Source organism: Halomonas sp. THAF5a (assembly GCF_009363755.1).
In the GTDB taxonomy this organism is placed as follows: Bacteria; Pseudomonadota; Gammaproteobacteria; order Pseudomonadales; family Halomonadaceae; genus Halomonas.
In genome coordinates this window covers 2,285,184-2,309,962 of the sequence record NZ_CP045417.1, presented here as the reverse complement: position 1 = coordinate 2,309,962, position 24,779 = coordinate 2,285,184, and the positions used below count along the sequence as shown (strand labels likewise).

Sequence of the window (24,779 nt, the reverse complement as noted above, 5' to 3'; positions counted from 1 at the left end):
CGGGGGTCAGCCCTTGGCGAGCCGCTTGAGTTTTTGGGGATCGTCGAACGGCAGGGTGTGGGCGATGGCGCTGGCCTCCAGGCTGCCGCGCACCTCCAGCGGCTGGCCCTGCTCCGCATGGGGGGTATCGATCCGGGCCATGGCCACCGACTGCCTGGTCAGCCGCGAGTACATGCCCTGGGTGACCACGCCGACCCGCTTGCCGGCGGCCCACAGGGTGTCGCCCGGCTGGGCGACCTTGGGGCTGTCGAGCAGCACGCCGAAGATCCGGAAGCGCTCCTTGCCCTGTCGGCGGAAGTGTTCGCTGGCGCCGCGAAACTCGGTCTTGTCCTTCGAGACGGTGAAGTCCAGGCCGAGCTCCCACAGGGTGTCGCCGGCCGGCTCGTTCTCGAAGGGATGGGTCTCGGAGTTGTCGGCGGGATAGAACAGCAGGTTGCTCTCCACGCGCAGCCAGTCGAGGGTCTCGAAGCCACAGGCCTCGATGCCCAGGGCGGCGCCCTGCTCGAGGATGGTGTCCCAGATCGCCGGGGCGTCCTCCGCCTTGCAGAAGATCTCGTAGCCCCGCTCACCGGTATAGCCGGTCCGGGAGATCATCACGTGTCGGCCGAACAGCCGGGTCTGCAGGTGATGAAAGTAGGGCAGCTCGCGGATGCCCGGCACATGCTCGGCCAGGAAGTCGACGGCCCTGGGGCCCTGCAGCGACAGGTCGTGCAGGTCGTCGTCGAAGCTCAGGTGGACGCTGCGGCCCTGGGCGCCGCGCGTCAGCATGTCGTGCCCCAGGCCGGTGCCGTGCACCACCAGGTAGGCGTTGGGCGCCAGGCAGTACACGATGCAATCGTCGACGAACTTGCCTTCATCGTTGAGCATCGTGGCGTAAACGGACTTGCCCGGGTAGAGCCGTGACATGTCGCGGGTGGTGGCGTAGTCGAGCAGGGCCTGGGCGTGGGGGCCCGAGCAATGAATCTTCTTGAGGCCCGATACGTCCATCAGGCCCGCCCGGGTCCGGATCGCCTCGTGGTGATCGGCGATATCGGCGTGGTAGCGAAAGGCGGTGCCCATGCCGTTCCAGTCTTCGAGCTCGGCGCCCAGGGCGCGGTGACGGTCGGCGAGGGCGGAGATGCGCCAGCTGTTGGCCATGTGATGACTCCTGTGGGGGCTGGTGAGCGGCCAGGGGGTCGGCGGCACGATGATGAGTCAACCGACTTTTCCTGGAAAGAAAAAAACATTCTCTTCAGTCAAGCAACAAGCTTGCCAGTTTCCTGCCACGGGACCCGGTGGAACGTCAGATTTTTTTCATTATTCCTTTATAAACAGATGCTTGGCTCGTAATGAGGGCAGCGTGATGCGTGCAGCCGGCGATTCGGCGACCTGTCTGGTGACGCCTGCGACGCCTGAGGAGGGAGTTCGGTGTTCCTTGGTGGTGCGACGAGGGAAGGAGATGCACCGTCAGGTGGCAAGGTGGAGGGCGGGTCCCTCGGCATGTGTCTGTCCGGGGTCGGCAGGAGGCGGCGAAATAAAGTTTTTAATTCAATTAAATCAATTGATTGAAGATATTTTCACGGCCTTGAGCGAGAGGGAGGGCGATTCTGGCACGCGAGATGCTTTTCCCTGAGAGAAAGAAAATTTCTTGATGGGAATGGTTGGTGTGGCGTAGCTTGCAGTGGCCCCGGGGAAGGCCCCGGCCCCGTTGCCGGAAGGACGATGCGCCATATCGACACCCGCACCCGCAACGCTCAGAGGAAACCCGACATGACGCCTGAAGCCGCCAAGCAGTTACTCGAGGATCACGACGTTCGCTACCTGCTCGCGCAGTTCGTGGATATTCATGGCGCCGCCAAGACCAAGTCGGTGCCGGCCAACTGTCTGATGGATGTGGTCGAGAAGGGGGCAGGTTTCGCCGGTTTCGCCGTCAGCGGCCTGGGGATGGAGCCGCACGGGCCGGACTTCATGGCCCGTGGTGATCTCTCGACCCTGTCGCTGGTGCCCTGGCAGCCGGGCTATGCCCGCCTGGTATGCGATGGCCACGTCAACGACGCCCCTTACCCCTATGACAGCCGTGTGGTCCTGCTCCGGCAGCTGGAGCGTCTAAAGGACAAGGGCTGGACGCTGAATACCGGGCTCGAGCCCGAGTTCTCGCTGTTCAAGCGAGGCGAGCGGGGCGAGCTGCTGCCGGTGGACGAGAGCGATGTCCTGGCCAAGCCCTGCTACGACTACAAGGGCCTGTCGCGCTCCCGGGAGTTCCTGGAGCGCCTGGTGGAGGCGCTTCAGGCGGTCGATTTCGATGTCTACCAGATCGACCACGAGGACGCCAATGGCCAGTTCGAGATCAACTACACCTACAGCGACGCCCTGACCTCGGCGGACCGGTTCACCTTCGTGCGCATGGCGGCCGGCGAGATCGCCAACGAGCTGGGCATGGTCTGCTCCTTCATGCCCAAGCCCCAAGCCGACCGGCCCGGTAACGGCATGCACTTCCACCTGTCGATCAGTGACCAGGACGGCCACAACGTCTTCGGCGACGATGGCGACCCGCAGGGCATGGGGCTGTCGCGGATGGCGTATCACTTCCTGGGGGGATTGCTGAACCACGCCCCGGCGCTGTGTGCCTTCGCCGCCCCCACCGTGAACTCCTACAAGCGACTGGTGAAGGGAGGCTCCAACAGCGGCGCCACCTGGGCGCCGGTGTTCATCGCCTATGGCGACAACAACCGCTCGGCGATGGTCCGCGTGCCCTATGGTCGTCTCGAATTCCGCCTGCCCGACGCCGGCTGCAACCCCTACCTGGTGCATGCCGCGCTGATTGCCGCCGGCCTGGATGGCGTCGACCGCCAGCTCGACCCGGGCAAGGCGCACAACATCAACCTGTATGCCCTGGGCGATGCGGAATGCCAGGAGCAGGGCATCGGCATCCTCCCCCAGTCGCTCAAGGAAGCCATCGATGCCCTCGCCGCCGATCCCATCCTGCGGGAGGCGATGGGGCCGGAAATCGTCGACGAGTTCATCAAGGTCAAGCGCGACGAATGGGAGGCCTACAGCCGTCAGGTCTCGGACTGGGAAGTGCAGCAATACGCGGAATTCTTCTGATCGCCTTCAGAACGAACGTCGACCCGAACATGCCGTGATCGGTTATCGCAAGAGGACAAGACTATGTGTGGAATCGTGGGGCTATACCTCAAGAACCCGGCGTGGGAAAGCCGCCTGGGAGAGCTGTTCGAGCCAATGCTGATCGCCATGACCGACCGCGGCCCGGACAGTGCCGGCTTCTCGGTCTATGGCGATGAATACAACGCAGGGATCAAGCTGACGCTGCAGAGCGATGACGAGGCCTTTGACTGGGCGGTGTTGGCCGATCGACTGGGCGAGGCCTTCGGGGGGGTGGACGGCTGGTTCCGCAATGCCAACGTCGCGGTCTTCAAGCTGGCGGCCGCGGAAGCGCCGCTGCGCGCCTGGCTGGACGAGCAGGCCCCCGACGTGCGCGTGCTGAGTGCCGGCCAGAGCATCGAGATCCTCAAGGGGGTCGGCCTGCCGGCCAGTATCGCCGAGCGCTTCCAGCTCAAGGGAATGCGCGGCAGCCATGCCATCGGCCATACCCGCATGGCCACCGAGAGCGCGGTGACGCTGCAGGGCAGCCACCCCTTTTCCACCGGGCTCGACCTGTGCCTGGTGCACAACGGCTCGCTGTCCAACCACAACCGCCTGCGTGACAAGCTCAAGCGCGAGGGCATCGGTTTCGATACCGACAACGACTCCGAAGTGGCGGCCGGCTACCTGACCTGGCGACTGGGCAAGGGAGAATCCCTGACCCAGGCCCTCAAGGGGGCCCTGAAGGACCTGGATGGCTTCTTCACGTTCACCATCGGCACCCGGGACGGCTTCGCGGTGGTGCGTGACCCGATCTCCTGCAAGCCCGCGGTGATCGCCGAGACCGACGACTATGTGGCGATGGCGTCGGAATACCGTGCCCTGGCAGGCCTGCCGGGCATCCAGCGGGCCCGGGTCTGGGAACCCGAGCCGGCGACGATCTATGTCTGGGAGCGCGATGGCGCCAAGGTGGAGGCCGCTTGACGATGAAAACCGTTGATCTTGCTGAACAGAGCCTGCGAGAGCTCAACCAGTCGCTGCATGACGGCGAGCTGATCCGCGACGTGCGCGAGTGGCGGGTGATCCACCCCAACGGGGCGCACAACATCGCCTGCGGGCTGAATGACGCCGTCAGCGTGGATATCGATGGCCATGCCGGCTACTACTGCGCCGGGATGAACCAGCAGGCCAGCGTCACGGTGCATGGCAACGTGGGCGTCGGGGTCGCCGAGAACATGATGTCCGGGGTGGTCCGGGTCAAGGGCGATGCCTCCCAGTCGGCGGGCGCCACGGCCCACGGCGGCCTGCTGGTCATCGAGGGCAATGCCGCCGCCCGCTGCGGCATCTCCATGAAGGGCGTGGATATCGTGGTCAAGGGCAATATCGGCCCGATGAGCGCCTTCATGGGGCAAGCCGGCTGCCTGGTGGTCTGCGGCGACGCCGGCGATGCCCTGGGGGATTCGATCTACGAGGCCCACCTCTACGTGAAGGGCTCCGTCGGCACCCTCGGCGCCGACTGCGTGGAGAAGGAGATGCGTGCCGAGCACCGCGAGGAGCTGGCCACGCTGCTCAAGCGGGCCGGGATCGACGATGACCCCACCGACTTCCGTCGCTATGGCTCGGCCCGCGAGCTCTACCACTTCAAAGTCGATAACGCCTCGGCCTACTGATCAGGAGCCTGCCATGAGCGATCAAACCTACAACCCGTCCCTGCGTGAGTCGGCCACCTTCGGTCGTGACGTGATCGGCGAGATACAGCGCGCCGCCGAGACCGGGATCTACGATATCCGCGGCTGGGGCGCCAAGCGCAAGGTCCCGCATTTCGATGACCTCTTGTTCCTCGGCGCCAGCATGTCCCGCTATCCCCTCGAGGGCTACCGGGAGAAGTGTGGCACCGAGGTGGTGCTCGGTACCCGCTTCGCCAAGAAGCCGGTGGTCATTGATACCCCGGTGACCATCGCCGGCATGAGCTTCGGCGCCCTGTCCGCCCAGGCCAAGGAAGCCCTGGGGCGCGGCGCCTCGGAGGTCGGGACCTCGACCACCACCGGCGACGGCGGGATGACCGCCGAGGAGCGCGGTCAGTCGAAGAGGCTGGTCTACCAGTACCTGCCCTCCCGCTACGGCATGAACCCGGACGACCTGCGCAAGGCGGATGCCATCGAGGTGGTGCTGGGGCAGGGCGCCAAGCCGGGCGGCGGCGGCATGCTGCTGGGCCAGAAGATCTCCGATCGCGTGGCCCAGATGCGGACCCTGCCCAAGGGCATCGATCAGCGCAGCGCCTGCCGTCACCCGGACTGGACCGGCCCCGACGACCTGGCGATCAAGATCGCCGAGCTTCGCGAGATCACCGACTGGCAGGTGCCGATCTACATCAAGGTCGGCGCCACCCGCACCTACTATGACGTCAAGCTGGCGGTGAAGGCCGGGGCCGACGTGGTGGTGCTCGATGGCATGCAGGGCGGCACCGCGGCGACCCAGGATGTGTTCATCGAGCATGTCGGCATCCCGACCATGGCGGCCATTCCCCAGGCCGCCCAGGCGCTGCAGGAGATGGGCGTGCACCGCGAGGTGCAGCTAATCGTCTCCGGCGGGATCCGCAACGGCGCCGACGTGGCCAAGGCCATCGCCCTGGGCGCCGATGCGGTGGCCATCGGCACCGCCGCCCTGATCGCCCTGGGCGACAATCACCCGCGTTATGAGGAAGAGTATCGCCAGCTCGGCTCCGCCGCCGGGTTCTACGATGACTTCCAGGACGGCAAGTGCCCGGCGGGCATCTCCACCCAGGATCCGGAGCTGAGCCAGCGCCTCGATCCGGTGGCGGCCGGCAAGCGACTGGCCAACTATCTTCGTGTGCTGACCCTGGAGGCTCAGACCCTGGCCCGCGCCTGTGGCAAGTCCCACCTGCATCACCTGGAACCGGAGGACCTGGTGGCGCTCAACGTCGAGGCGGCCGCCATGGCCCGGGTGCCGCTGGCCGGCACCGGCTGGATTCCCGGCCAGTCGCTCTGATTGCCCCACGCCTCGAACATCGCGCGTGACAAGTTAGGCCCCACCGGAGCGGTGGGGCCTTTCTCGTGTTATCCCCCTTGTGCCCTCCCTCGTCTCTTCACCGGCCCTCTCGCCCCTTCTCGTGGTTCACGTTTCGCCCCGTCTCGCGCCGCGGCATCGTGCCTTCGACTCGTGCATTGCGCGGCCCTCGATCGTCCCACTCGCTGGCCTGGCGCCGAGGTCGTGTCCGTCACGTATGCTACCGCCAAACGGATCACGAATTGCACCTCGCTGACCACCCATTAGGAGTCGATGCACTATCCAGAGGCAGGAGAATAACCCGCCATGACCTGGAGTTCTTGTCATTCAATGAGTTACAGGTTGGCACAGATTGTGCTTTCTCTTTGGTAAATAAAATATCTCCTTGAGAAATAATGAGCGCCTGCCGACGGCTTCGAAAGTCACCGGTTACCACCGATGGGGAGTGAGATCATCGAGATGAAAACCCTAGAACAACCCACCGCACCATCGATCAAGAGTCGACCCATCTATCAGTGGCCAGACCGCCTCCCCGATGCGGGCGACTACCTGTTCGTCATCGAGCCCTGTGGTCGAGAAACGCTGTCTGAGTTGCTGCGTGAACAAGCGCATGAGCGGGTCAGGATACTGCTCCATCATGAAGGGAACGAGGCGTCCTCGACCGGGGCCGACCTCGGTCCCAGGCGTACCGAACCCGCCATCTGGAAACGATTCGAGCCCAAGCTGCTCGAGACGCTGAAGGAATCGACGGTCGGCTGTCGCCTGGTGGTCATCGGCAGCGAGGCCTTTCTCTGGGATGTGCGCGGTTTCGCCGTCGCACACGGCCTGGTCGATGAGGAGATCCTGCTCTACCCGATGGCCGGGCAGGGACGCCGGGTGTTCTGCGCCCACTGCCGCACCTTCACCGAAGGCGTTCATGTCTCTCCCGTGGCCTGCACCGGTTGCGGATGTTACCTGGAGGTGCGGGATCATTTCTCCCGCCGGCTCGGGGCCTACATGGGAGTGCGGGTCGATGCCGAGGAGCCCGGAGCGGTGCCACAGCAGGAGGAGCTCAACTGATGTCTGGTCACATTGTCGTCAAGGTGTCGGCGATCGATACCATCAGCCCCGTCGTCAAGCAGTTCACCCTGGAGCCCTGTGATCGTGCCCTGCCTCGGTTCTCGGCCGGCAGCCATGTGGTCGTGAGCATGCCCGGTCAGGATCGCTGGTATCGCAATGCCTACTCCCTGCTTGGTGACCCGGCGGACACCAGCTGTTATCGCATCGCGGTCAGGCGGCAGGAAGCCTCCCGCGGCGGGTCACGCTTCATGCACGAGGACGTGGCGGTCGGCGATCACCTGAGCATTTCCCCGCCTAGCAACTTCTTCCTGCCCCGATGGAATGCCCGTCACCATATCCTCATCGCCGGGGGGATCGGCATCACACCCTTCCTGGCCTATCTCCACGAGTTCGAGCGCCAAGGCGCGTCCCATGAGCTGCACTACAGCTTTCGCGAAGACACGACCGGTGGCTTCTCTCTCGAGCTGCAGCAACGACTGGGCAGCAGCCTGCACTGCTATCAGGGCGCGCGACCGGACTTCCACCGCATTCTCGCCGACCGACCGCTGGGTACCCACGTCTACATCTGTGGTCCCCAGGGCATGATCGATGCTGTTACCCGGGCGGCGAAGGACATGGACTGGGCCGACACCCGGGTCCACTACGAGGCCTTCGCGGCCCCCGAGTCGGGCACCCCCTTCGTCGCCCGGCTGGCGGCCTCCGGCATCGACGTGACGGTCGATGACGAGACCTCGCTGCTCGAGGCACTCGAAGCCCAGGGGGTCGAGGTTCCCAACCTGTGCCGCGGCGGGGTCTGCGGCCAGTGCAAGACGGCGGTCGCCGAGGGACGCGTCGAACATCGCGATGCCTTCCTCGATGATGAGGAGCGAAAGCGGCATGACTGCATCATGCCCTGTGTCTCCCGTAGCCTGACCGACACTCTGGTTCTGGACCTGTAGGAGCTTTTCATGCGACTTTACCCCCGCGATACCCAAGCCTTCCGAGGCCATTTTACCTACCAAAACAGTAGCGAGGCGATTCGTCGCTTTCCGTTCCCGTTTCCCGAGGATGATTACATCTACTCGGTCAATATCGAGCCGCATGTTCTCCCCGGGCCAGAGGGCAGCGTCTACGAGCACATGCTGGATATCGACGAGCATTATCTCTCGGAAACCGCCGAGCGTGACATGGTGCTTCGGGAGGATCCTGATCGCTGTCTGGCCATGCCCCACATGCGCCAGGCCTGCTGGGATCTGCTCGAGTTCGTGATGACGCATTATGCCCGGGACTATCCCCAGCATTTCTCGTTCGAACGCCAGGGAGACGACTGCGTCTGGGTCAATCACCCGCTGAATATTCGCCAGTCTTTTCGCATGGGAGAGGAGGGCACCTTGCCCACGTCCCCCCTGGAGCTCATCGGCCGGCAGGTGCAGGGAGATATCGCACTGCTCGATCAGCGCGACGGCGACCTGTTCATGGATGCCGGCGTCATCACCTCACCGGCCGACTGGTCGCTGGCCTTTGATGCGGGCATGAGTTTCAAGCAGTGGCATGGCCCCGTGCCCCTGGCCCACGAGATGGGCATCTTCGACCGAGCGCTGAAATACCTGTGCGCCATTCAGGTGGGCGGTCCGGTGAGACGGCTCAACTGGACCATGACGATTCACCCCCGCATGGACAGCTCCCCCGAGACCTTTGCCCACTGGGGGAAGGATCGCACCACCATCACGCCGGACAACGTCGGTCAGGATGTCTATCTGCGCGTGGAACTGCAGACCCTGGTGCGCATGCCGAGGAGTCACGCCCTGTTCTTCGGCATCCGCACCTACTTGATCAGTCTCGAGGATCTGGTCACCCACCGCGCGTGGGCCCGTCGGCTGCATCGCGTGCTGAAGGGGCTCCCCGAGGAACTGGCGGACTACAAGGGATTGAGCCGCTATCGCGAGACGGTGGTCGATTGGCTCGCCCACTACGATCGGCAGCCGGAACCGCAGTACTGAGCATATCGATATCAACAATGAGGTAACAACAATGACGGAAACGACCCTGGAACTGGGCTATGCCCTGGATACCTTCTATTTCCTAATGTGCACGGCCCTGGTCATGTTCATGGCATGTGGGTTCGCGATGCTGGAGTCTGGCCTGGTGCGAAGCCGCAATACGGTGGAGATCCTGACCAAGAACGCGCTGCTTTATGCCATCGCCTGCCTGGTGTTTCTGGTCGTCGGCTACAACGTGATGTATCCGGCCGAGGCGATCAGCAGTGTGATCCCCGGCCTGGATTTCATGCTGGGCAGCGATAACAGCGTGGCCGACATCTCGGCTGGCGAGGGTGCGCCCTACTACTCCAGCATGGCCGACTTCATCTTCCAGGCCGTGTTCGCGGCCGCGACCATGTCGATCGTCTCCGGGGCCATCGCCGAGCGCATGAAGCTCTGGCCCTTCCTGATCTTCGCCGTGGCCATGGTGGCCTTTATCTACCCGGTGGAGGGGTACTGGAAGTGGGGTGGCGGTTTCCTCGACGCCATGGGCTTCCAGGACTTCGCCGGATCGGTGGTGGTGCACATGGCGGGGGCCGCCGCCGCCCTGGCGGCGGTGATCCTGGTGGGGCCCCGCAAGGGACGCTACGGGGCCAATGGCGAGGTGCGCGCCATTCCCGGTGCCAACCTGCCGATCGCCATGCTGGGCATGTTCATCCTGTGGATGGGGTGGTTCGGCTTCAACGGCGGCTCCATGCTCAAGGTCGCCAGCGTGGACGACGCCAACGCCGTGGCGCGGATCTTCGTCAACACCAACACCGCGGCGGCGGCCGGCATGGTCGCGGCCGCCCTGCTGTCGCGTGCCCTGTTCGGCAAGACCGACATGACCATGGTCATCAACGGCGCCCTGGCCGGCCTTGTCGCCATCACCGCCGAACCGCTGCTGCCGACGGCCGGGCTGTCGGCGATGGTCGGTGCCGTGGGCGGCATCGTGGTGGTGCTGTCGGTGCTGGGGCTGGACCGGCTCAAGATCGATGATCCGGTGGGGGCCATTTCCGTGCACGGCACCGCCGGCATCTGGGGGATCCTGGCGGTGCTGTTCTCCAATCCCGACGCTACCCTGGGGGTGCAGCTGATCGGCACCCTGGTCGTCTTTGCCTGGATGTTCGGTGCCAGCTTCGCGGTACTGTGGATCATTCGAACCGTCATGGGGCTGCGTATCAGCGAGCAGGAGGAACGGGAAGGCATGGACCTGCACGAGTGCGGGATGCTGGCCTACCCCGAGTTCGTCGCGGCGAGTGCCCAGGAGGCCGGCACTCCGAAGCCGGGCAAGCGCCCGGCCGCCAGTCCGATGGCCGGCATGACGGCGCAGAAGGGCGCCTGACGCCCTCGACTCTCCTCGAGCGAAACGCGCGCTACCCCCCGGCCCAGTGCCGGGGGGTAGCGTTTTGTGGGGACCCTGTCTTGCCCCGCCTTGCCATGCAGACGGCAGGGGAGAGGGCTCAGCGCGCCTCATCGGCCGGGGGCAGGGCGTGGCGGCCGAACTGCAGCTCGGCGAGGTGGCGATAGAGCGGGCTCGTCTCGAGCAGCTCTGCGTGGCGGCCGGCCGCCACCAGACGCCCCTCGTCCATCACCAGCAGCCGGTCGGCGGCGACCACCGTGGCCAGCCGGTGGGCGATGACCAGGCTCGTGCGCTCGGCCATCAGCCGGTCCAGCGCCTGCTGCACCAGCCGTTCGCTCTCGGCGTCTAGGGCGCTGGTGGCCTCGTCGAGCAGCAGCACCCGGGGATCCTTGAGCAGCGCCCGGGCGATCGCCAGGCGCTGGCGCTGGCCGCCGGAGAGCTGCACGCCGCCGGGGCCGAGGAGTGTGTCGAGGCCCTGGGGCAGCGCCTCGATGAAGCCCAGGGCGTTGGCGTCCCGGGCCGCTCGGCGCAGCGCCTCGCGGTCGCCATCGCGTCGGCCGACGCGCAGGTTGTCGGCGACGCTGCCGCTGAACAGCACCGGCTCCTGGGCCACCAGGCCGAGGCAGGCGCGCAGCTCGCGCGGGTCGAGGTCGCGCAGGTCGATGCCGTCGAGCCTCAGGGTGCCCCGGTCGGGGTCGTGGAAGCGCAGCAGCAGCGCGAGCAGGGTGCTCTTGCCGGCCCCGGAGGGGCCCACCAGGGCGACCCGCTCGCCGGGCGCGATGGCGAGGTCCAACGCCGCGAGCGCCGGCGTCTGCCGGCCGGGGTAGGTGAAGCTCACGCCCTCCAGGCGGATCTCCCCGCGCAGCGGGACGGGCAGGGGCGTGGGGCGCGCCGGGGCGCGGATCGCGGGGCGCGTCGCCATCAGCTCCAGCAGCCGCTCGGCGGCGCCCGCGGCGCGCTGCACGTCGCCCGCCACCTCGGCGAGCGTCGCCACCGCGCCGGCCGCCAGCACCGCGTAGAAGACGAAGGCCGAGAGCTCGCCGGCGCTCATGCTGCCGGCGAGTACCGCCTGGCCGCCCTGCCAGAGCATCACGCCCACCGCGGCGAAGACCGCCAGCAGCGCGCCGCCGGTCAGCCAGGCGCGCTGGCGGGTGCGCGCCACGGCGGTGGCGAAGGCCTCCTCGACCCGCGCGCCGTAGGCCCGGCGATCGCTCGGCTCGTGGGTGAAGGCCTGGACGGTGCGGATGCCCGAGAGGGCCTCGCCGGCGTAGCGCCCGAGCTCGGCCACCCGGTCCTGGCTGAAGCGCGACAGGCGCCGCACCCGGCGGCCGAACCACAGGATCGGCAGCAGCGTGGCCGGAATGCCCAGCAGCACGATGGCCGAAAGCCACGGCTGGGTCACCACCATCAGCGCCACGGCGCCGGCGAGCATCAGCAGGTTGCGCAGCGCCAGCGAGATCGAGGAGCCGAACAGGCTCTGCAGCACGCTGGTGTCCGCCGTGAGCCGCGAGGCGATCTCCCCGGCGCCGCCGCCGTCCCCGCGGCTGCTCTCGAAGAAACCGGGCTCCAGGTCGAGCAGGTGATCGAAGACCCGGCGGCGCAGGTCGGCGGCCAGCCGCTCGCCGATCCAGGTGACCAGGTAGTAGCGCAGCGCCGAGGCGATCGCGAGCACCGCCACCACGGCCAGCATGCCGACCAGCACCCGGTTGAGCTGGCGGGCATCCTCGGCCAGGAAGCCCTGGTCGATCACCAGGCGCAGTCCCTGGCCGAGCAGCAGCACGCTGCCCGCCGCGGCGAGCAGCGCCAGGGCGGCCAGCGCCACGCGGCCGCGGTAGGGGGCGAGCAGCGACAGCAGGCGCAGCAGTACGCGGGGATCGGGGCGGTCGGTCATGGGGCTCTCTCGGGGACGCCGGGCGGTATTGCGGCGACGATAGCAGCCCGCGGGGTGCGCTGCATGACGCGCAGGGCGCGCGTCGGGTGTCGGGGCGCTCGATAGGCGTCGCGGGCGATGGCCGTTCATGGGTATAGTGCGGGGAAAATCCCGTCGCCCCGGAGTGTGCCATGACCGATTCCCTGAAGCTGGGCTGCCCCCACTGCCACGCCGTCAATCGCGTCGCGCGAGCGCGGCTCGACGACGGCCCGACCTGCGGCAAGTGCCGCCGGGCGCTGTTCACCGGCGAGCCGGTGGCGCTCAGCGACGCCAACTTCTCCGCCCTGGTCGAGCGCAGCGAGCTGCCGGTGGTGGTGGACTTCTGGGCCAGCTGGTGCGGGCCCTGCAAGGCGATGGCGCCGATCTTCGCCGAGGCCGCCCGGGAGCTCGAGCCGCGGCTGCGCTTCGCCAAGCTCAACACCGAGGAGCAGCAGGCGCTGGCGGCGCGCTTCGGCATCCGCAGCATCCCCACGCTGATCGTCTTCCAGAACGGCACGGAGGTCGCCCGCCAGCCGGGGCTGCTGCAGGGGCCGCAGCTGCGCCAGTGGCTGCGGCCCTACCTGGCGGGGTAGCGCGGCCGCGCCTACCGCGCCTGGCGGCCCAGTTTCTCCAGGCGCGTGAACCACGTCCGGCAGTCGGCCTCGTCGAGGTTCTCCACCGAGCCGATCAGCGTCTCGCGCACCGGCGCGAAGCCGACGAAGCCGAGGATGTTGCGCTCCAGCGACTTGAGGCTGTGGGCGCGATAGACGTGGCGATAGATCGCCGCCGGCATGCCCATGGTCACCACCACCCGCGCCGAACGGCCCGTGAGCCCCTTGCGCCCCAGGGGGTTGCCCTGCACGTACTCGAAGGCGAAGTGGGGGCGCAGCACCTGCTCGAGAAAGCCCTTCACCAGCGCCGGCATGTCGCCGAGCCACAGCGGAAAGCAGAGCACCAGGTGCTCGCACCAGGCGATGGCGTCCCGCGCCGGCGCGAGGGCCTCGGGCATCGGCTCCTCGGTCCAGGCCCGCTGGCTCTGCAGCAGGGGGAAGGTTTGCTCGGCGATGGTCAGGACGCGCACCTCGTGGCCGGCCTGCTCGGCGCCCCGGCGGTAGTGGTCGGCCAGGGCGTGCAGCAGGTGCGGGGCGGCGGTGTCGGGGTGGCCCTGGAGGATCAGGATGCGGCGCATGGCGACGTTCTCTCGATGATCAGCTCGGGATGTCAGGTCGACGACGCTCAGCATAGCGCGCTTCGCGGCGTTCGCCGTTGGTCCTCGAGCGAGATGCCGCCTCGCGCCCTCAGTCCTGGCGCTTGAGCTGCTCGCGCAGCTGCTTGGGCACCTGCTTGATGATCAGCCGATCCTGCGCCTCGTCGTACTCCACGCTGGAGCCCAGCAGGTGGGAGTCGAAGCTGATCGATACGCCCCCCGAGCGGCCGGCGAAGCGCCGGAACTGGTTGAGGGTGCGCTTGTCCGGCGGGATCTCCGGGGAGAGGCCGTAGTCGGCGTTGCGGATGTGCTCATAGAAGGCCGTCGGCTGCTGCTCGTCGAGCACCTCGGAGAGCTCCTCCAGGGTGATCGGCTCGCCACGACTCGCCTGGTCGCTGGCGTAGTCGATCAGCGCATCGGTCTTCTCGCGGCTGGCCTCCTCGGGCAGGTCCTCCTGCTCCACGTAGTCGCTGAAGGCCTTGAGCAGGGTGCGGGTCTCGCCCGTGGCGTCCACCCCCTCCGCGGCGCCGAGCAGGGCGGCGAAGCCCTCGGCGAGCTTCTTGCCGCCGCGGTCCTTGGTCCAGGCGAGGTACTGCTTCGACGGCGTCTCGCCCTGCCACTGGCGGATGTCGAGGCGCGCGGCGAGGCTCATCTGGGTCAGGTTGAGCTGGCGCACCGGCACCACGGCCAGATCGTCGTCGACGCCGAACCCGCTGCGATGGTGCAGCAGCGCCAGGAAGAGATAGCGAGCGTCGCCGACGCGCTGATCGACCATCAAGAGATCGCCGGCGAGGGTCAGGTGATCGCCGATCAGCTCGGCGAGGCGCGCCGCCACGTCGCGGCTGAAGGTGGCGAAGTCGCGGCCGCCGTCGAGGACCTCGGCGAGCTCGGTGGAAAACGGCGAACTCACCTCGCCCTCGGGCGTGGCGTCGACGAAGTGGCCCCAGGCCTTGGGCTTGGCGTTGAAGGCGTCGTTGACGCCGGCCAGCAGGTCGTCCAGCGCCGCGGAGGGGGCGAGCTCCTCGGCGGCGGGGATCAGCGTCGGCGTCTCGCCGGAGGCCGTGTCGATGCGATGGATGATGCTGTGCAGGATCGGCATGGGAGCTCCGCGGTGAAGGGCGAGGGTGGGGATGATACCCGCCGCCGGCGTCGCTCGATAGCCGCTCGGCCACGCTTTACCGCCGGCCATGACCCGCGCGGGCTATGCTGGGGGGAAGGCCGAGGGCCCGGGGCGGGCACCGCCTCGCGCCGGATGCCGGGGGCTCCCGGCGGGCCCCGACATCGACCCTCGGAGGCGAACCGCATGCGTATCGTGGTGGCCCTTGGCGGCAATGCCCTGTTGCGGCCGGGCGAGCCCATGACCATCGACAACCAGCGCCACAACGTGCGCCGCGCCGCTCGGGGCCTGGCCGAGCTGGCTGGTCGGCACCAGCTGGTGGTGACCCACGGCAACGGCCCCCAGGTGGGGCTGCTCGCCCTCCAGGCCCAGGCCTGCCAGCCGACGGAGGCCGTTCCGCTGGACGTGCTGGATGCCCAGACCGAGGGCATGATCGGCTACCTGATCGAGGCGGAGCTGATGAACGCGATGCCGGCCGGTGCCAGCTGCGCCACCCTGCTGACCCGGGTCGAGGTGGATGCCGACGATCCCGCCTTCCTGCTGCCGAGCAAGCCCATCGGCCCGGAGTACGGCCTCGCCGACATGCAGCGCTGGAAGGCCGAGCGGGGCTGGGCCTTCGTCGCGTCCTCCCCCGGGCACTGGCGGCGGGTCGTCGCCTCGCCGCTGCCGCGGCGCATCCTGCCCATCGATGTCATCGGTCGGCTGGTGGACGCCGGGGTGGTGGTGATCTGCGCCGGGGGGGGCGGCATCCCCACCGTGCGGGGCGCCGGCGGGCGGCTGGAGGGCATCGAGGCGGTGATCGACAAGGATCACGCCTCCGGCCTGCTGGCGACCCGGCTGGATGCCGATGCGCTGCTGCTGCTGACCGACGTGGCGGCGGTGTACCAGGGCTGGGGCGGGCCCGCGCCAAGCCCGCTCGCTCGCGCGACGCCCGAGATGCTCGGCGAGCTCGCCTTCGAGCCGGGCTCCATGGGCCCCAAGGTGACGGCCGCCTGCGAGTTCGTCACCGCCCGTGGCGGGGTCGCCGGCATCGGCGCGCTGGAGGATGCCGAGCGGATCCTCGAGGGCCTGGCCGGCACCCTGATTCATCCTTGACCCAGCCCTGCTCCCGGCGTGATCAGGGCTTGAGGCGGTAGCCGCTCCGGAAGATCCAGCCCACCATGGCGAGCGCCACCGAGAGGAACAGCAGGATCATCCCCAGGCTGACCAGCGGGCTCACGTCGCTGATGCCGTAGAAGCTCCAGCGGAAGCCGCTGACCAGGTAGACCACCGGGTTGGCCAGGGTCAACGCCTGCCAGAAGGGTGGCAGCATGTCGATGGAGTAGAAGGTGCCGCCGAGGAAGGTCAGCGGGGTGATCACCAGCAGCGGCACCAGCTGCAGCTTCTCGAAGCCGTCGGCCCAGATGCCGATGATGAAGCCGAGCAGGCTGAAGGTCACCGCGGTGAGCACCAGGAACACCGCCATCATCAGCGGGTGATCGATGGAGTAGGGCACGAAGAGCCGCGCCGTCACCAGCACGATCAGCCCGAGGATCAGCGACTTGGTGGCCGCCGCCCCGACGTAGCCCACCACCACCTCGACGTAGGACATCGGCGCCGAGAGGATCTCGTAGATCGAGCCCGAGAAGCGCGGGAAGAAGATCCCGAAGGAGGCGTTGGAGACGCTCTGGGTCAGCAGCATCAGCATGATCAGGCCCGGCACGATGAAGGCGCCGTAGCTCACGCCCTCCACCTCGCTGATCCGGGTGCCGATGGCCGCGCCGAACACCACGAAGTAGAGCGAGGTGGAGATCACCGGCGAGACGATGCTCTGCAGCATGGTGCGCAGGCTGCGCGCCATCTCGGCGCAGTAGAGGGTCCTGACGGACGTAAGGTTCACGCGGTTCATGTCGATCGACGCTCCTGGACCAGGCTGACGAAGATGTCCTCGAGGGAGCTCTGGCGGGTGTGCAGGTCGCGCACCCGCACGCCCACCGCCTCGAGGTCGGCGAGCAGCCCGGAGATGGTCGAGCCGTCCTCCGGGCGGGCCGCATCGTAGCTGTAGACGAGCGCGTGGCCCTCGTCGCCGAGCACCAGGCCGTGGCCGGCCAGCGAGTCCGGCACCGCCTCGAGGGGCTCCTGCAGGTGCAGGGTCAGCTCCTTGCTGCCGAGCTTGTGCATCAGCGCGTGGGTGTTCTCCACCAGCACGATCTCCCCGCGGCGGATCACCCCGATGCGGTCGGCCATCTCCTCGGCCTCCTCGATGTAGTGGGTGGTGAGGATGATCGTCACCCCCTGGTCGCGCAGGCCGCGCACCACCTCCCACATCTCGCGGCGCAGCTCCACGTCGACCCCGGCGGTGGGCTCGTCGAGGAACAGCACCTGGGGCGCGTGGGAGAGCGCCTTGGCGATCAGCACCCGGCGCTTCATGCCGCCGGAGAGCTCCAGCAGCCGGCTGTGACGCTTCTCCCACAGGGTCAGCGAGCGCAGCACCCTCTCGATGTGCGCCGGGTCCTTGGGCTTGCCGAAGAGCCCGCGACTGAAGCTGACCGTGTCCCACACCGTGGTGAAGGCCTCGTTGGTCAGCTCCTGGGGCACCAGGCCGATCAGCGAGCGGGCGGCGCGGTAGTCGGCGACGTTGTCGTGGCCGTCCACCAGCACCCGGCCGGCGGAGGCGTTGACCAGCCCGCAGATCACGCTGATTAGGGTCGTCTTGCCGGCGCCGTTGGGCCCGAGCAGGGCGAAGATCTCGCCGCGCTGGATCGTCAGGTCGACATCCACGAGGGCCTGGAAGCCGTCGGCGAAGGTCTTCGACAGCCCCTCGACGCGAATCATCGGCGACTCACTCAAGGGTGATCTCCCCCGTGAAGTCGAGCGCCAGCTCGAGACCCGCCACCTCGACCCTCACGGTCGCCGGCAGGGTCTCGTCGCCCGTCAGGCGGCCGTCGGCCAGCGCCTGGCGCACGGCCTGCTCGATCTCCTGCTGGGTGTTCACGCCCACGTTCTTCAGCAGCTTGCGTATGCTGTGGTGGAAGGTGTCGTCGTTCATCGAAGGGCTCCTCTCGGGGTCGGTGACCTGCCATCATCCTCTACGTCATACAGGGACTGTACAAGAAAAAAAGCCGCGCATGGGCTCCATGCGCGGCTCCTGACGGCAGGCCGGGGCCTCAGCTGCGGCTGGTGACTTCCAGCAGGTGGTAGCCGAACTGGGTCTTCACCGGGCCCTGAACCTGGTTCAGGTCGGCGGAGAACACCACCTTGTCGAACTCCGGCACCATCTGGCCCGGGCCGAAGGTGCCGAGCTCGCCGCCCTGGCGGCCGGAGGGGCAGTTGGAGTGCTCGCGAGCGACCTCGGCGAAGTCGCGGCCGGCCTCGATCTCGGCCTTGAGTTCGTTACACTTCGCTTCGCTGTCCACCAGGATATGACGTGCGCTTGCCTGAGCCATGTTGCTCTCCTTAGAGGTCGGCTGGGATGCCGGTTGATGAACCCGAAAGCATACCACGCCCGGTCGCGCGGGTGGCTTGTGGGGCGGGGAGACTCAACCGCCCGCGCCGATGCTGAGCCGGAAGGCCTGCAGGCTGTCGAGTTCGAGGCGAGTCTCCTCGGAGAACACGGGATGGCCGATCACGCGGATGTCGAGGCTCGCCTCGGCGCTGCCGTAGGCGACCTCGGCGGTGACGTGGGTATCGGTGATCAGCGGCGCCGTGGGCGCGAAGTCGATCCCTTTGACCTCCACCGCGGTGAGGCCGAGGCGGTCGAGGTGATCGCCGACGGCGCGCGTCAGGCTGAGGTCGTAGTAGAGGTAGATGCCGCCGTAGGCCAGGCCGGCCAGCGCGGCGAGGGTGAACAGGAAGCGAACCATGACCGTCTCCGTGGTGGTGTCGCAAGGGGCGGATGTGGGGAAGGCCGAGCCGGTCGAGGCGTGGCCTTCATGAGCGCGTCGATCCCATGGGCGCGGCGCTAGCGGGGCCACCAGGCGCCCTCGCGGATCACCGGATAGCCCGCGACCGGGCGGTTGTAGAGATAGAGCCAGGCCGGCCCGAACGCGGTCGCCTGGACGAGGCGATCGTAGTCGCCTTCCCGCGGCGTGCGCACCCGGTAGTCCTCCAGGCGGTCGAGCCCGGCCAGCAGCCGGGCATCGACCCGGAAGACTTCGACCGTGATGCCCCGGGAGGGCTCGAGCCTGGCGCCGGGGTAGGGCCCCAGGTCATAGAGCGTGGCCTCGGTGAGGCGGTCCTCGCCCAGGTAGGCGGCGCCGTCGAGCCAGTGATGGTTGCGCAGGCCGCGCTTCAGGGTGCCGTAGACGGCGACCAGCGGCGTGCGGGTCACGGCCAGGGCCGGAGTGTGCATGGCCGTTGCCTCCTCGTTCGTCGGGTGTCGATACGGTACCGGGCGCAAGCGCCGACCGTGAGCTTACCGCGCGCCGCCGGCCCGCGCCAAAGGAGGTGCCCATGCAGATCACGATCCTGACCCTGACGTTCGTCCTGCCGGGCCGTCGCGAGCCGTTGTCGATGGACGGGGCACCTGCGCTAGCCTTGGGGCGCATGCCTGTCCGAACCCAAGATGCGGAGCGTCTGACATGAGCGATACCGATGGCCTGGGCATCCTGCTGCCCGATGACGGGCCGGATGACTACGAGTGGCTCACCCTGTCCGAGGGCGGCCACGATCTGCCGCGCCTGGCGCTCGGGCGAGTGGCGAGCGACGGCCACCATGCGCCGGCCGCCCTGCGGGCGCTGGGCGAGGTGACGCGCCTCGCCCCGGTGGGCGAGCGGCTGGTGGAGGAGGCCGAGGTGAGCGCCCTGGTCTGGGCCTGCACCAGCGCCAGCTTCATCGGCGGGCTCGGCTGGGCCCAGGCGCAGCGCGCCGGCCTCGAGGCTCGGCTGGGGGTGCCGGTGACCAGCACGGCGCTGGCATTTCTTGAGGCCCTCGACGGCCTCGGGCACGTGCGGGTCGACCTGCTGAGCCCCTACCCGGACGACGTTACCCTGCGACTGGTGAGCTTCCTGCGCGAGGGCGGGATCGGCGTGGTCCACGGCAAGGCGCTGGACTGCCCCTACGCCGCGGACTCGCACCGTACCGACATCCGCGAGGAGGTGCGCCGCTTCGCCGCCCGCCACCCCGACACCGCGCGGCCGCTGCTGATTCCCGATACCGCCATCGACACCCTGGCGGTGCGCGAGGCGCTGGTCCAGGAGGCCGGCCGCGAGGTGCTCACCGCCAACCAGGTGACCCTCTGGGCCGGCCTCCGGCGGCTCGCTGGCGCGTGGCGGGTGCCGGCGCTGCTCGGGCCGCTGGCCGAGCGCTGAGCCGGCGAGGCGGTCAGAGCTTCGGGGCGTCGAAGTCGGCCGGCTCATCGGTGTAGACGCAGACGTTGGCGTCCTCGATGTCGCCGTTCGGGTCCTCGAGGTGGGTGGCGAAGAACTCGCGGATGGCGGGGCGCCGATACCAACAAGCGCGAAGGCCCACCAGCGCAGGGGCTGTCTTGCCAGTGGGGCCCGGGTATCTGAAGCTTGAGGAGGCGGCCCCGATCCATGCGGGGCGAGCGGTTCACCACCGACCCGGAGAACTCCCCATGCGGCTAGACGGTTCCTGCCATTGCGGCGCGGTGCGGTTTCGCGTCGACTCCCCGCACCCCTATCCCTACCAGCGCTGCTACTGCTCGATCTGTCGCAAGACGGCCGGCGGGGGCGGCTATGCCATCAACCTCGGCGCGCGCGCCGACACCCTCGAGGTCGACGGTGCCGAACACCGGCGGATCTACCATGCCGTGATCGACGGCGAGGAAAGCGACGCCGAGCGGCACTTCTGTGGCCGCTGCGGCAGCGCGCTATGGGTCTTCGACCCGGGCTGGCCGGCGCTGGTGCATCCCTTCGCCTCGGCGATCGACAGCGAGCTGCCGGTCCCGCCCGAGCGGGTCCACCTGCTGCTCGACAGCAAGGCCGGCTGGGTGGAGGTCGAGGCCCGCGACAATGACCGCTGCTTCGCCGCCTATCCCGAGGAGAGCCTGGCCGAATGGCACCGTCGGCTGGGCCTGGAGCGCGAGTCGTGAGCTCCCGGGTGGCGCGCCGGGCTGGCTCCGCGGTCGTGCTGTGCCACAATGGCGCTGCCCCGCGGGCCATGACGGGGCCGCGATGCATGTTGAGCAGAGGAGAGCGGCAATGACGGAGCAGTCGGCGAGCAGGGAACGGATTCCGGTCGGCATCAGCGCCTGCCTGACGGGCGAGCAGGTGCGCTACAACGGCGGGCACAAGCGCTCCCGCTACTGCCTGGAGGTGCTCCAGGAGCGCTTCGCCTTCGAGCCCTTCTGCCCCGAGCTTGCCGCCGGGCTGGGCGTGCCCCGCGAGCCCATCCGCCTGGTCGGCCTGCACGACGAGACGCCCCGGGTGCTGGGCACCCAGGACCCGAGCCTCGACGTCACCGAGCGCCTGGAGGAGGTCAGCCAGGCGTTCGTCGACGGCCACCGCCACCTGCGCGGCTTCATCCTGATGAAGGGCTCGCCGAGCTGCGGGCTCGAGCGGGTCAAGGTCTACCATCCCAACGGCATGCCCAGCCACTCGGACTCGGGCGCCTTCGTGCGCGCCCTGCGCCGCCACTTCCCGGAGCTGCCGCTGGAGGAGGAGGCGCGGCTGAACGATGCCGTGCTGCGCGAGAACTTCATCACCCGGGTCTACGCCTTCGACGACTGGAAGCGCCAGGTGGAGGCCGCGCCGAGCTTCCACGCCCTGCTGCAGTTCCACAGCCGGCAGAAGTACCTGCTGATGGCCCACCACGTGGAGACCTATCGCGAGCTGGGCCGCTACCTGGCCGAGGCCAGCAAGCGTCCCCTCGACGAGGCCATGGCCCACTACTTGCAGCGCTTCATGGCGGCGCTGGGCCGGCCGGCGACCCGCAAGGGGCACACCAACGCCCTGCTCCACGTGCTGGGCTACCTCAAGCAGGCCGTCGACGGGGAGGCCCGCCAGGACCTGCTGGCGGCCATCGAGGACTACCGCCAGGGCCATGTGCACCTGGTGGTGCCAATCCGCCTGCTCACCCACTACGTGAAGCGCCACGGCTCGGACTACATCCGCGCCCAGACCTACCTCGACCCGCACCCCCACGAGCTGGGTCTGCGCAACACCATCTGAGGGTGCCGGCGCGCCCTAGAGCCGGCGCTCGTCCCGGGTGGAGCGCAGCAGCAGCCAATCGAGCAGCCGGGTGCCGAGCAGCCGCCGCAGGGTGCCGAACAGGTGGGTCGGCACGGTCACGTAGTAGCGCGCCCGGGGGCGCGGGCTCTCCAGGGCGTGCACCAGCTTCTCGACCACCGCCTCGGGCCCCAGGGTGAAGCGCCCGCCGCCGTCGTCGCCGGCCAGTCGCGCCTCCACGGCGCGGTAGGTGTCGGCGTGGGCGCTGGCCGCGGTGTCGATATGCGCCTGGAAGGCGCGGTAGGCGGTCTCGCGAAAGCGGCTGGTGATCGGGCCCGGCTCGATCAGGCTGACGTGGATGCCGCTGCCGTGAAGCTCCAGGCGCAGGGTGTCGGTGAGCCCCTCCAGGGCGAACTTGGAGCAGACGTAGGCGCCGCGGTAGGGCAGGGCGGCGAGCCCCAGCACCGAGCTGTTCTGCACGATGCGCCCGCCGCCCTGGCGGCGCATCGCCGGCAGCACCCGGCAGGTGAGCTCGTGGGTGCCGAGCAGGTTGGTCTCCAGCTGAGCGCGCAGCACCTCGCGGGAGAGATCCTCCACCGCGCCGGGCTGGCCGTAGGCGGCGTTGTTGAAGAGCGCCTCGAGGCGCCCGCCGGTCGCGGTCAGCACCGTCTCGACGCAGGCGGCGATCGACGCGCTGTCGTCGAGGTCGAGATAGACCGCCGTCACGCCCGCCTCGTTAAGCCGCGCCAGGTCCTCGTCGCGGCGCGCGGTGGCGAACACCCGCCAGCCGCGCTCGGCCAGGGCCAGGGCGGCGGCCTGGCCGATGCCGCTGGAGGCGCCGGTGACCAGCACGCTGTTCGGGGAGGTGTCGGAAGAGGCGGACATTGCGCGGGCTCCTGGCGGTCGTGAAAGCGGATAGGCCAACCCCGCACTCTGTCGTCTGCCGCCCGGCCATGCAAGCCGCGCGCGAAGCCCCTACAATGCGCCTCACTCCCGAGGTCGAGCGTTCATGTCCCCATCTCCTGCCCCTTCCCTGTCCCATGCCGAGCGCTTCGCGCGGCTGACCGCGCGGCTCGCCGACGCTCAGTCGCTGTGGCGCCAGCTGCCGTTCCAGCATCGCGACTCGCCCTGGGGCGAGGCGTGGTCGGGCCTTGACGCGGCCCTGCTGGCGCTCTCCGACGACGAGGCGGCGCGCCTGCAGGACGCCCCCTTCACCGACTCGCCGCTTGCCGACTGGCTGCCGGTGGCCGAGCTCGAGGCGCTTTCGGCGCTGCCCGAGCTTGCCGGCGACGGCCCCGCGCTGCCGGCGGCCTGGGCGGCCCACGTCGGCGGGCGCAAGTGGTCGCAGATCGAGGCCTTCCTGCCCCGGGTGGCGGTCGAGCCCGGCGAGCGGCTGGTGGAGTGGTGCGCCGGCAAGGGCCACCTGGCCCGGGCGCTCTCCCGCCGCGACGCCATCGAGGTGACGGCGCTGGAGTGGCAGGCGGCGCTCTGCCGGGACGGACAGCACCTGGCCGACCGACAGGGGGCGGCGGTGCGCATGGCCGAGCAGGACGTGCTGGCCCCCGAGGCGGGGCGCTGGCTCTCGCCCGGGACGCATGTGGCGGCGCTCCACGCCTGCGGCGACCTGCACGCCCGGCTGATCGAGCTCGCCGCCGCCAAAGGCAGCGCCGTGACCCTGGCGCCGTGCTGCTACCAGCGCACCGCCGCGGCCGACTACCGGCCCCTGTCGCAGCAGGGGCGGGAGCGGGCCGCGGCCCTGGGCTTCACGCTGACCCGCGAGGAGCTCGCCATGGCGGTGCAGGAGACGGTGACCGCGCCGCGCCACGTGCGCCGGCGCCGCGAGCAGGCCGGCGCCTGGCGGCTCGGCTTCGACCTGCTGCAGCGCGAGGTGCGCGGTGTCGACGCCTACCTGCCGGTGCCGAGCCTCGCCTACGGCCGGCTGCCGGCGGACTTCGCGGCCTTCTGCCGCTGGGCGGCCGAGCAGAAGGGGCTGGCGCTGCCGGCGGGCATCGACTGGGCGGCCTTCGAGGCCGCCGGGGCGCGGCGTCGGGCCGCGGTGGTGCGCCGGGAGCTGGTGCGTCACCTGTTCCGCCGCCCCTTGGAGGTGTGGCTGGTGCTGGATCGCGCCCTGCGCCTCGAGGAGGCGGGCTTCGCGGTGGAGCTCGGCACCTTCTGCCCCCGCGCGCTGACCCCGCGCAACCTGCTGCTGCGCGCCTCCCGCCGCCGGCGGCCCGGCAGCGGCGGTGGATTGAGCCCATGCCCGTGAAGCGCCTCGCCCTGCTGGGGCTCTGCGGCTGGGCGCTCTTTCGTTTCGTGATCGCGCCGCCGGCGGAGGTGGTGGCCACCGCCATCGCCGAGCATCACCCCCTGCCCGAGGCGGCCCCGCTGCTCACCGTCGCCGACCCGCCCCGCCAGGTCGACATCGAGACGGCACCTCGTCGCCTGCCGGTCGACGGGCTCGGCGTCGAGGTGGTGCCACGAGCCACCTTCGAGCTCACCGCCCGGGTGCTGTCGAGTCGGGCGTATCGCCTGGGGCGCGACGCCCGGCTCTCCCCGCTGGACCTGGCGCTGGGCTGGGGCCCGATGGCCGAGGAGGGCGTGATCGAGGCGCTGGAGATCGCGCAGCGACACCGTTGGTACTACTGGCGGTCCGAGTCCCGGCCGCCGATCCCCGCCCGGGCGATCGCACGCCACAGCAGCAACATCCACATGCTCGCCGGCAATGAGCCGACGATGGCGGCGCTCAAGCGACTCGAGGCCGGCGACCGGGTGACCCTGCGCGGTCACCTGGTCGACATCGAGGGAGACGACTGGACCTGGCGTACCAGCATGCGTCGCACCGACACGGGCCAGGGCGCCTGCGAGATCATGCTGGTCGACTCGCTCTCGGTGCACTGAGGGGCTCTGCCCTCT

Annotated in this window: 27 protein-coding genes and 1 pseudogene; 16 read left to right on the top strand and 12 right to left on the bottom strand. The window is 68.9% G+C overall.

Going from position 1 to position 24,779, the window contains the following annotated elements; genetic code table 11:
• Positions 1-6: 6 nt before the first annotated feature.
• Positions 7-1,137 (bottom strand): aminomethyltransferase family protein, encoded by a 1,131-nt coding sequence (locus FIU83_RS10405; RefSeq protein ID WP_152483989.1) that lies wholly within the window; start codon positions 1,135-1,137, stop codon positions 7-9.
• 612 nt (positions 1,138-1,749) lie between these two features.
• On the opposite strand from FIU83_RS10405, the gene glnT reads away from it, so the two are divergent.
• From glnT to amt, 8 genes are all read left to right on the top strand, one after another.
• Positions 1,750-3,084 carry a type III glutamate--ammonia ligase gene (gene glnT / locus FIU83_RS10400; RefSeq protein WP_152483988.1) on the top strand — a complete coding sequence of 445 codons (1,335 nt, stop codon included), beginning with the start codon at positions 1,750-1,752 and terminating at the stop codon, positions 3,082-3,084.
• 63 nt (positions 3,085-3,147) lie between these two features.
• On the top strand, positions 3,148-4,065 hold the full coding sequence (locus FIU83_RS10395) for a glutamine amidotransferase family protein (RefSeq protein WP_152483987.1): 918 nt from the start codon (positions 3,148-3,150) through the stop codon (positions 4,063-4,065).
• Between the two features lie 2 nt (positions 4,066-4,067).
• Positions 4,068-4,751 (top strand): protein glxC, encoded by a 684-nt coding sequence (locus tag FIU83_RS10390; protein ID WP_152483986.1) that lies wholly within the window; start codon positions 4,068-4,070, stop codon positions 4,749-4,751.
• A 13-nt stretch (positions 4,752-4,764) separates the two neighbouring features.
• Positions 4,765-6,090, top strand: coding sequence for an FMN-binding glutamate synthase family protein (locus FIU83_RS10385; protein ID WP_152483985.1), 1,326 nt, complete (start codon positions 4,765-4,767; stop codon positions 6,088-6,090).
• A 477-nt stretch (positions 6,091-6,567) separates the two neighbouring features.
• Positions 6,568-7,167, top strand: a complete 600-nt coding sequence (locus FIU83_RS10380) for a dimethylamine monooxygenase subunit DmmA family protein (RefSeq protein WP_152483984.1) — start codon at positions 6,568-6,570, stop codon at positions 7,165-7,167.
• A complete protein-coding gene (locus tag FIU83_RS10375) occupies positions 7,167-8,105 on the top strand; it encodes a PDR/VanB family oxidoreductase (protein ID WP_152483983.1) in 939 nt (312 codons plus the stop codon). Before FIU83_RS10380 ends, FIU83_RS10375 begins: the two co-directional genes overlap by 1 nt.
• A gap of 9 nt (positions 8,106-8,114) precedes the next feature.
• A complete protein-coding gene (locus FIU83_RS10370) occupies positions 8,115-9,146 on the top strand; it encodes a DUF3445 domain-containing protein (protein ID WP_152483982.1) in 1,032 nt (343 codons plus the stop codon).
• 31 nt (positions 9,147-9,177) lie between these two features.
• The gene (amt, locus tag FIU83_RS10365) at positions 9,178-10,509 is read left to right on the top strand and encodes an ammonium transporter (protein ID WP_152483981.1); all 1,332 of its coding nucleotides are present in this window, start codon (positions 9,178-9,180) and stop codon (positions 10,507-10,509) included.
• A gap of 118 nt (positions 10,510-10,627) precedes the next feature.
• Here amt and FIU83_RS10360 read toward each other — a convergent pair whose 3' ends face one another.
• Entirely contained in the window at positions 10,628-12,418 is a 1,791-nt protein-coding gene (locus FIU83_RS10360) for an ABC transporter transmembrane domain-containing protein (protein ID WP_152483980.1), read from the bottom strand.
• 170 nt (positions 12,419-12,588) lie between these two features.
• Here FIU83_RS10360 and trxC point away from each other — a divergent pair, with 170 nt between their 5' ends.
• Positions 12,589-13,029: a thioredoxin TrxC gene (gene trxC / locus FIU83_RS10355; protein WP_152483979.1), complete on the top strand. Its 441-nt coding sequence runs from the start codon at positions 12,589-12,591 to the stop codon at positions 13,027-13,029.
• Between the two features lie 11 nt (positions 13,030-13,040).
• Here the strand turns inward: trxC and FIU83_RS10350 are convergent, their stop codons facing one another.
• On the bottom strand, positions 13,041-13,625 hold the full coding sequence (locus FIU83_RS10350) for an NAD(P)H-dependent oxidoreductase (RefSeq protein ID WP_216645024.1): 585 nt from the start codon (positions 13,623-13,625) through the stop codon (positions 13,041-13,043).
• A 109-nt stretch (positions 13,626-13,734) separates the two neighbouring features.
• The gene (gene yejK, locus FIU83_RS10345; protein ID WP_152483977.1) at positions 13,735-14,742 is read right to left on the bottom strand and encodes a nucleoid-associated protein YejK; all 1,008 of its coding nucleotides are present in this window, start codon (positions 14,740-14,742) and stop codon (positions 13,735-13,737) included.
• A 204-nt stretch (positions 14,743-14,946) separates the two neighbouring features.
• Between yejK and FIU83_RS10340 the strand changes: the two genes are divergently transcribed.
• Complete coding sequence (locus FIU83_RS10340; protein ID WP_152483976.1) at positions 14,947-15,855, top strand: carbamate kinase; 909 nt, start codon at positions 14,947-14,949, stop codon at positions 15,853-15,855.
• A 22-nt stretch (positions 15,856-15,877) separates the two neighbouring features.
• Here FIU83_RS10340 and FIU83_RS10335 read toward each other — a convergent pair whose 3' ends face one another.
• The 6 genes from FIU83_RS10335 to FIU83_RS10310 form a co-directional block, all read right to left on the bottom strand.
• Complete coding sequence (locus FIU83_RS10335; protein ID WP_152485331.1) at positions 15,878-16,639, bottom strand: ABC transporter permease; 762 nt, start codon at positions 16,637-16,639, stop codon at positions 15,878-15,880.
• 5 nt (positions 16,640-16,644) lie between these two features.
• On the bottom strand, positions 16,645-17,574 hold the full coding sequence (locus tag FIU83_RS10330) for an ABC transporter ATP-binding protein (protein WP_152485330.1): 930 nt from the start codon (positions 17,572-17,574) through the stop codon (positions 16,645-16,647).
• Between the two features lie 7 nt (positions 17,575-17,581).
• Positions 17,582-17,788, bottom strand: a complete 207-nt coding sequence (locus tag FIU83_RS10325; protein ID WP_152483975.1) for a DUF6494 family protein — start codon at positions 17,786-17,788, stop codon at positions 17,582-17,584.
• A 118-nt stretch (positions 17,789-17,906) separates the two neighbouring features.
• Positions 17,907-18,242: a peptidylprolyl isomerase gene (locus FIU83_RS10320; RefSeq protein WP_301538558.1), complete on the bottom strand. Its 336-nt coding sequence runs from the start codon at positions 18,240-18,242 to the stop codon at positions 17,907-17,909.
• 36 nt (positions 18,243-18,278) lie between these two features.
• A complete protein-coding gene (locus tag FIU83_RS10315; protein WP_152483973.1) occupies positions 18,279-18,602 on the bottom strand; it encodes a hypothetical protein in 324 nt (107 codons plus the stop codon).
• A 98-nt stretch (positions 18,603-18,700) separates the two neighbouring features.
• A complete protein-coding gene (locus FIU83_RS10310; protein ID WP_152483972.1) occupies positions 18,701-19,090 on the bottom strand; it encodes a gamma-glutamylcyclotransferase in 390 nt (129 codons plus the stop codon).
• Between the two features lie 101 nt (positions 19,091-19,191).
• Here FIU83_RS10310 and FIU83_RS17710 point away from each other — a divergent pair, with 101 nt between their 5' ends.
• Together FIU83_RS17710 and FIU83_RS10305 are read left to right on the top strand one after the other, a co-directional pair.
• Complete coding sequence (locus tag FIU83_RS17710; protein ID WP_301538557.1) at positions 19,192-19,323, top strand: hypothetical protein; 132 nt, start codon at positions 19,192-19,194, stop codon at positions 19,321-19,323.
• Entirely contained in the window at positions 19,320-20,048 is a 729-nt protein-coding gene (locus FIU83_RS10305) for a maleate cis-trans isomerase (protein ID WP_152483971.1), read from the top strand. Before FIU83_RS17710 ends, FIU83_RS10305 begins: the two co-directional genes overlap by 4 nt.
• Before the next feature lie 13 nt (positions 20,049-20,061).
• On the opposite strand, the pseudogene FIU83_RS10300 reads toward FIU83_RS10305, so the two are convergent.
• Positions 20,062-20,184, bottom strand: a pseudogene (locus FIU83_RS10300) (antibiotic biosynthesis monooxygenase); the annotation flags it as partial.
• 130 nt (positions 20,185-20,314) lie between these two features.
• Between FIU83_RS10300 and FIU83_RS10295 the strand changes: the two are divergent.
• Both FIU83_RS10295 and FIU83_RS10290 read left to right on the top strand, forming a co-directional pair.
• Positions 20,315-20,791 (top strand): GFA family protein, encoded by a 477-nt coding sequence (locus tag FIU83_RS10295; protein ID WP_152483970.1) that lies wholly within the window; start codon positions 20,315-20,317, stop codon positions 20,789-20,791.
• 109 nt (positions 20,792-20,900) lie between these two features.
• Entirely contained in the window at positions 20,901-21,869 is a 969-nt protein-coding gene (locus FIU83_RS10290; protein WP_152483969.1) for a DUF523 and DUF1722 domain-containing protein, read from the top strand.
• Positions 21,870-21,884: 15 nt separating this feature from the next.
• On the opposite strand, the gene FIU83_RS10285 is transcribed toward FIU83_RS10290, so the two are convergent.
• Positions 21,885-22,751, bottom strand: a complete 867-nt coding sequence (locus FIU83_RS10285) for an SDR family NAD(P)-dependent oxidoreductase (RefSeq protein ID WP_152483968.1) — start codon at positions 22,749-22,751, stop codon at positions 21,885-21,887.
• A gap of 124 nt (positions 22,752-22,875) precedes the next feature.
• Here FIU83_RS10285 and FIU83_RS10280 point away from each other — a divergent pair, with 124 nt between their 5' ends.
• Both FIU83_RS10280 and FIU83_RS10275 read left to right on the top strand, forming a co-directional pair.
• Positions 22,876-24,132, top strand: coding sequence for a methyltransferase (locus FIU83_RS10280; protein ID WP_152483967.1), 1,257 nt, complete (start codon positions 22,876-22,878; stop codon positions 24,130-24,132).
• Positions 24,123-24,764, top strand: coding sequence for a hypothetical protein (locus tag FIU83_RS10275; protein WP_152483966.1), 642 nt, complete (start codon positions 24,123-24,125; stop codon positions 24,762-24,764). Before FIU83_RS10280 ends, FIU83_RS10275 begins: the two co-directional genes overlap by 10 nt.
• Positions 24,765-24,779: the final 15 nt, after the last annotated feature.

Bases quoted from the DNA above. Each gene is read 5' to 3' on its own strand.
- FIU83_RS10280 (WP_152483967.1), top strand. From the start codon at position 22,876: ATGTCCCCATCTCCTGCCCCTTCCCTGTCCCATGCCGAGCGCTTCGCG.
- FIU83_RS10360 (WP_152483980.1), bottom strand. From the start codon at position 12,418: ATGACCGACCGCCCCGATCCCCGCGTACTGCTGCGCCTGCTGTCGCTG.
- FIU83_RS10310 (WP_152483972.1), bottom strand. From the start codon at position 19,090: ATGCACACTCCGGCCCTGGCCGTGACCCGCACGCCGCTGGTCGCCGTC.
- trxC (WP_152483979.1), top strand. From the start codon at position 12,589: ATGACCGATTCCCTGAAGCTGGGCTGCCCCCACTGCCACGCCGTCAAT.
- FIU83_RS10315 (WP_152483973.1), bottom strand. From the start codon at position 18,602: ATGGTTCGCTTCCTGTTCACCCTCGCCGCGCTGGCCGGCCTGGCCTAC.
- FIU83_RS10375 (WP_152483983.1), top strand. From the start codon at position 7,167: ATGTCTGGTCACATTGTCGTCAAGGTGTCGGCGATCGATACCATCAGC.
- FIU83_RS10325 (WP_152483975.1), bottom strand. From the start codon at position 17,788: ATGAACGACGACACCTTCCACCACAGCATACGCAAGCTGCTGAAGAAC.
- FIU83_RS17710 (WP_301538557.1), top strand. From the start codon at position 19,192: ATGCAGATCACGATCCTGACCCTGACGTTCGTCCTGCCGGGCCGTCGC.
- FIU83_RS10275 (WP_152483966.1), top strand. From the start codon at position 24,123: ATGCCCGTGAAGCGCCTCGCCCTGCTGGGGCTCTGCGGCTGGGCGCTC.
- FIU83_RS10295 (WP_152483970.1), top strand. From the start codon at position 20,315: ATGCGGCTAGACGGTTCCTGCCATTGCGGCGCGGTGCGGTTTCGCGTC.
- glnT (WP_152483988.1), top strand. From the start codon at position 1,750: ATGACGCCTGAAGCCGCCAAGCAGTTACTCGAGGATCACGACGTTCGC.
- FIU83_RS10340 (WP_152483976.1), top strand. From the start codon at position 14,947: ATGCGTATCGTGGTGGCCCTTGGCGGCAATGCCCTGTTGCGGCCGGGC.
- FIU83_RS10380 (WP_152483984.1), top strand. From the start codon at position 6,568: ATGAAAACCCTAGAACAACCCACCGCACCATCGATCAAGAGTCGACCC.
- FIU83_RS10385 (WP_152483985.1), top strand. From the start codon at position 4,765: ATGAGCGATCAAACCTACAACCCGTCCCTGCGTGAGTCGGCCACCTTC.
- FIU83_RS10390 (WP_152483986.1), top strand. From the start codon at position 4,068: ATGAAAACCGTTGATCTTGCTGAACAGAGCCTGCGAGAGCTCAACCAG.
- FIU83_RS10370 (WP_152483982.1), top strand. From the start codon at position 8,115: ATGCGACTTTACCCCCGCGATACCCAAGCCTTCCGAGGCCATTTTACC.
- FIU83_RS10285 (WP_152483968.1), bottom strand. From the start codon at position 22,751: ATGTCCGCCTCTTCCGACACCTCCCCGAACAGCGTGCTGGTCACCGGC.
- FIU83_RS10405 (WP_152483989.1), bottom strand. From the start codon at position 1,137: ATGGCCAACAGCTGGCGCATCTCCGCCCTCGCCGACCGTCACCGCGCC.
- yejK (WP_152483977.1), bottom strand. From the start codon at position 14,742: ATGCCGATCCTGCACAGCATCATCCATCGCATCGACACGGCCTCCGGC.
- FIU83_RS10350 (WP_216645024.1), bottom strand. From the start codon at position 13,625: ATGCGCCGCATCCTGATCCTCCAGGGCCACCCCGACACCGCCGCCCCG.
- FIU83_RS10395 (WP_152483987.1), top strand. From the start codon at position 3,148: ATGTGTGGAATCGTGGGGCTATACCTCAAGAACCCGGCGTGGGAAAGC.
- amt (WP_152483981.1), top strand. From the start codon at position 9,178: ATGACGGAAACGACCCTGGAACTGGGCTATGCCCTGGATACCTTCTAT.
- FIU83_RS10290 (WP_152483969.1), top strand. From the start codon at position 20,901: ATGACGGAGCAGTCGGCGAGCAGGGAACGGATTCCGGTCGGCATCAGC.
- FIU83_RS10305 (WP_152483971.1), top strand. From the start codon at position 19,320: ATGAGCGATACCGATGGCCTGGGCATCCTGCTGCCCGATGACGGGCCG.
- FIU83_RS10330 (WP_152485330.1), bottom strand. From the start codon at position 17,574: ATGATTCGCGTCGAGGGGCTGTCGAAGACCTTCGCCGACGGCTTCCAG.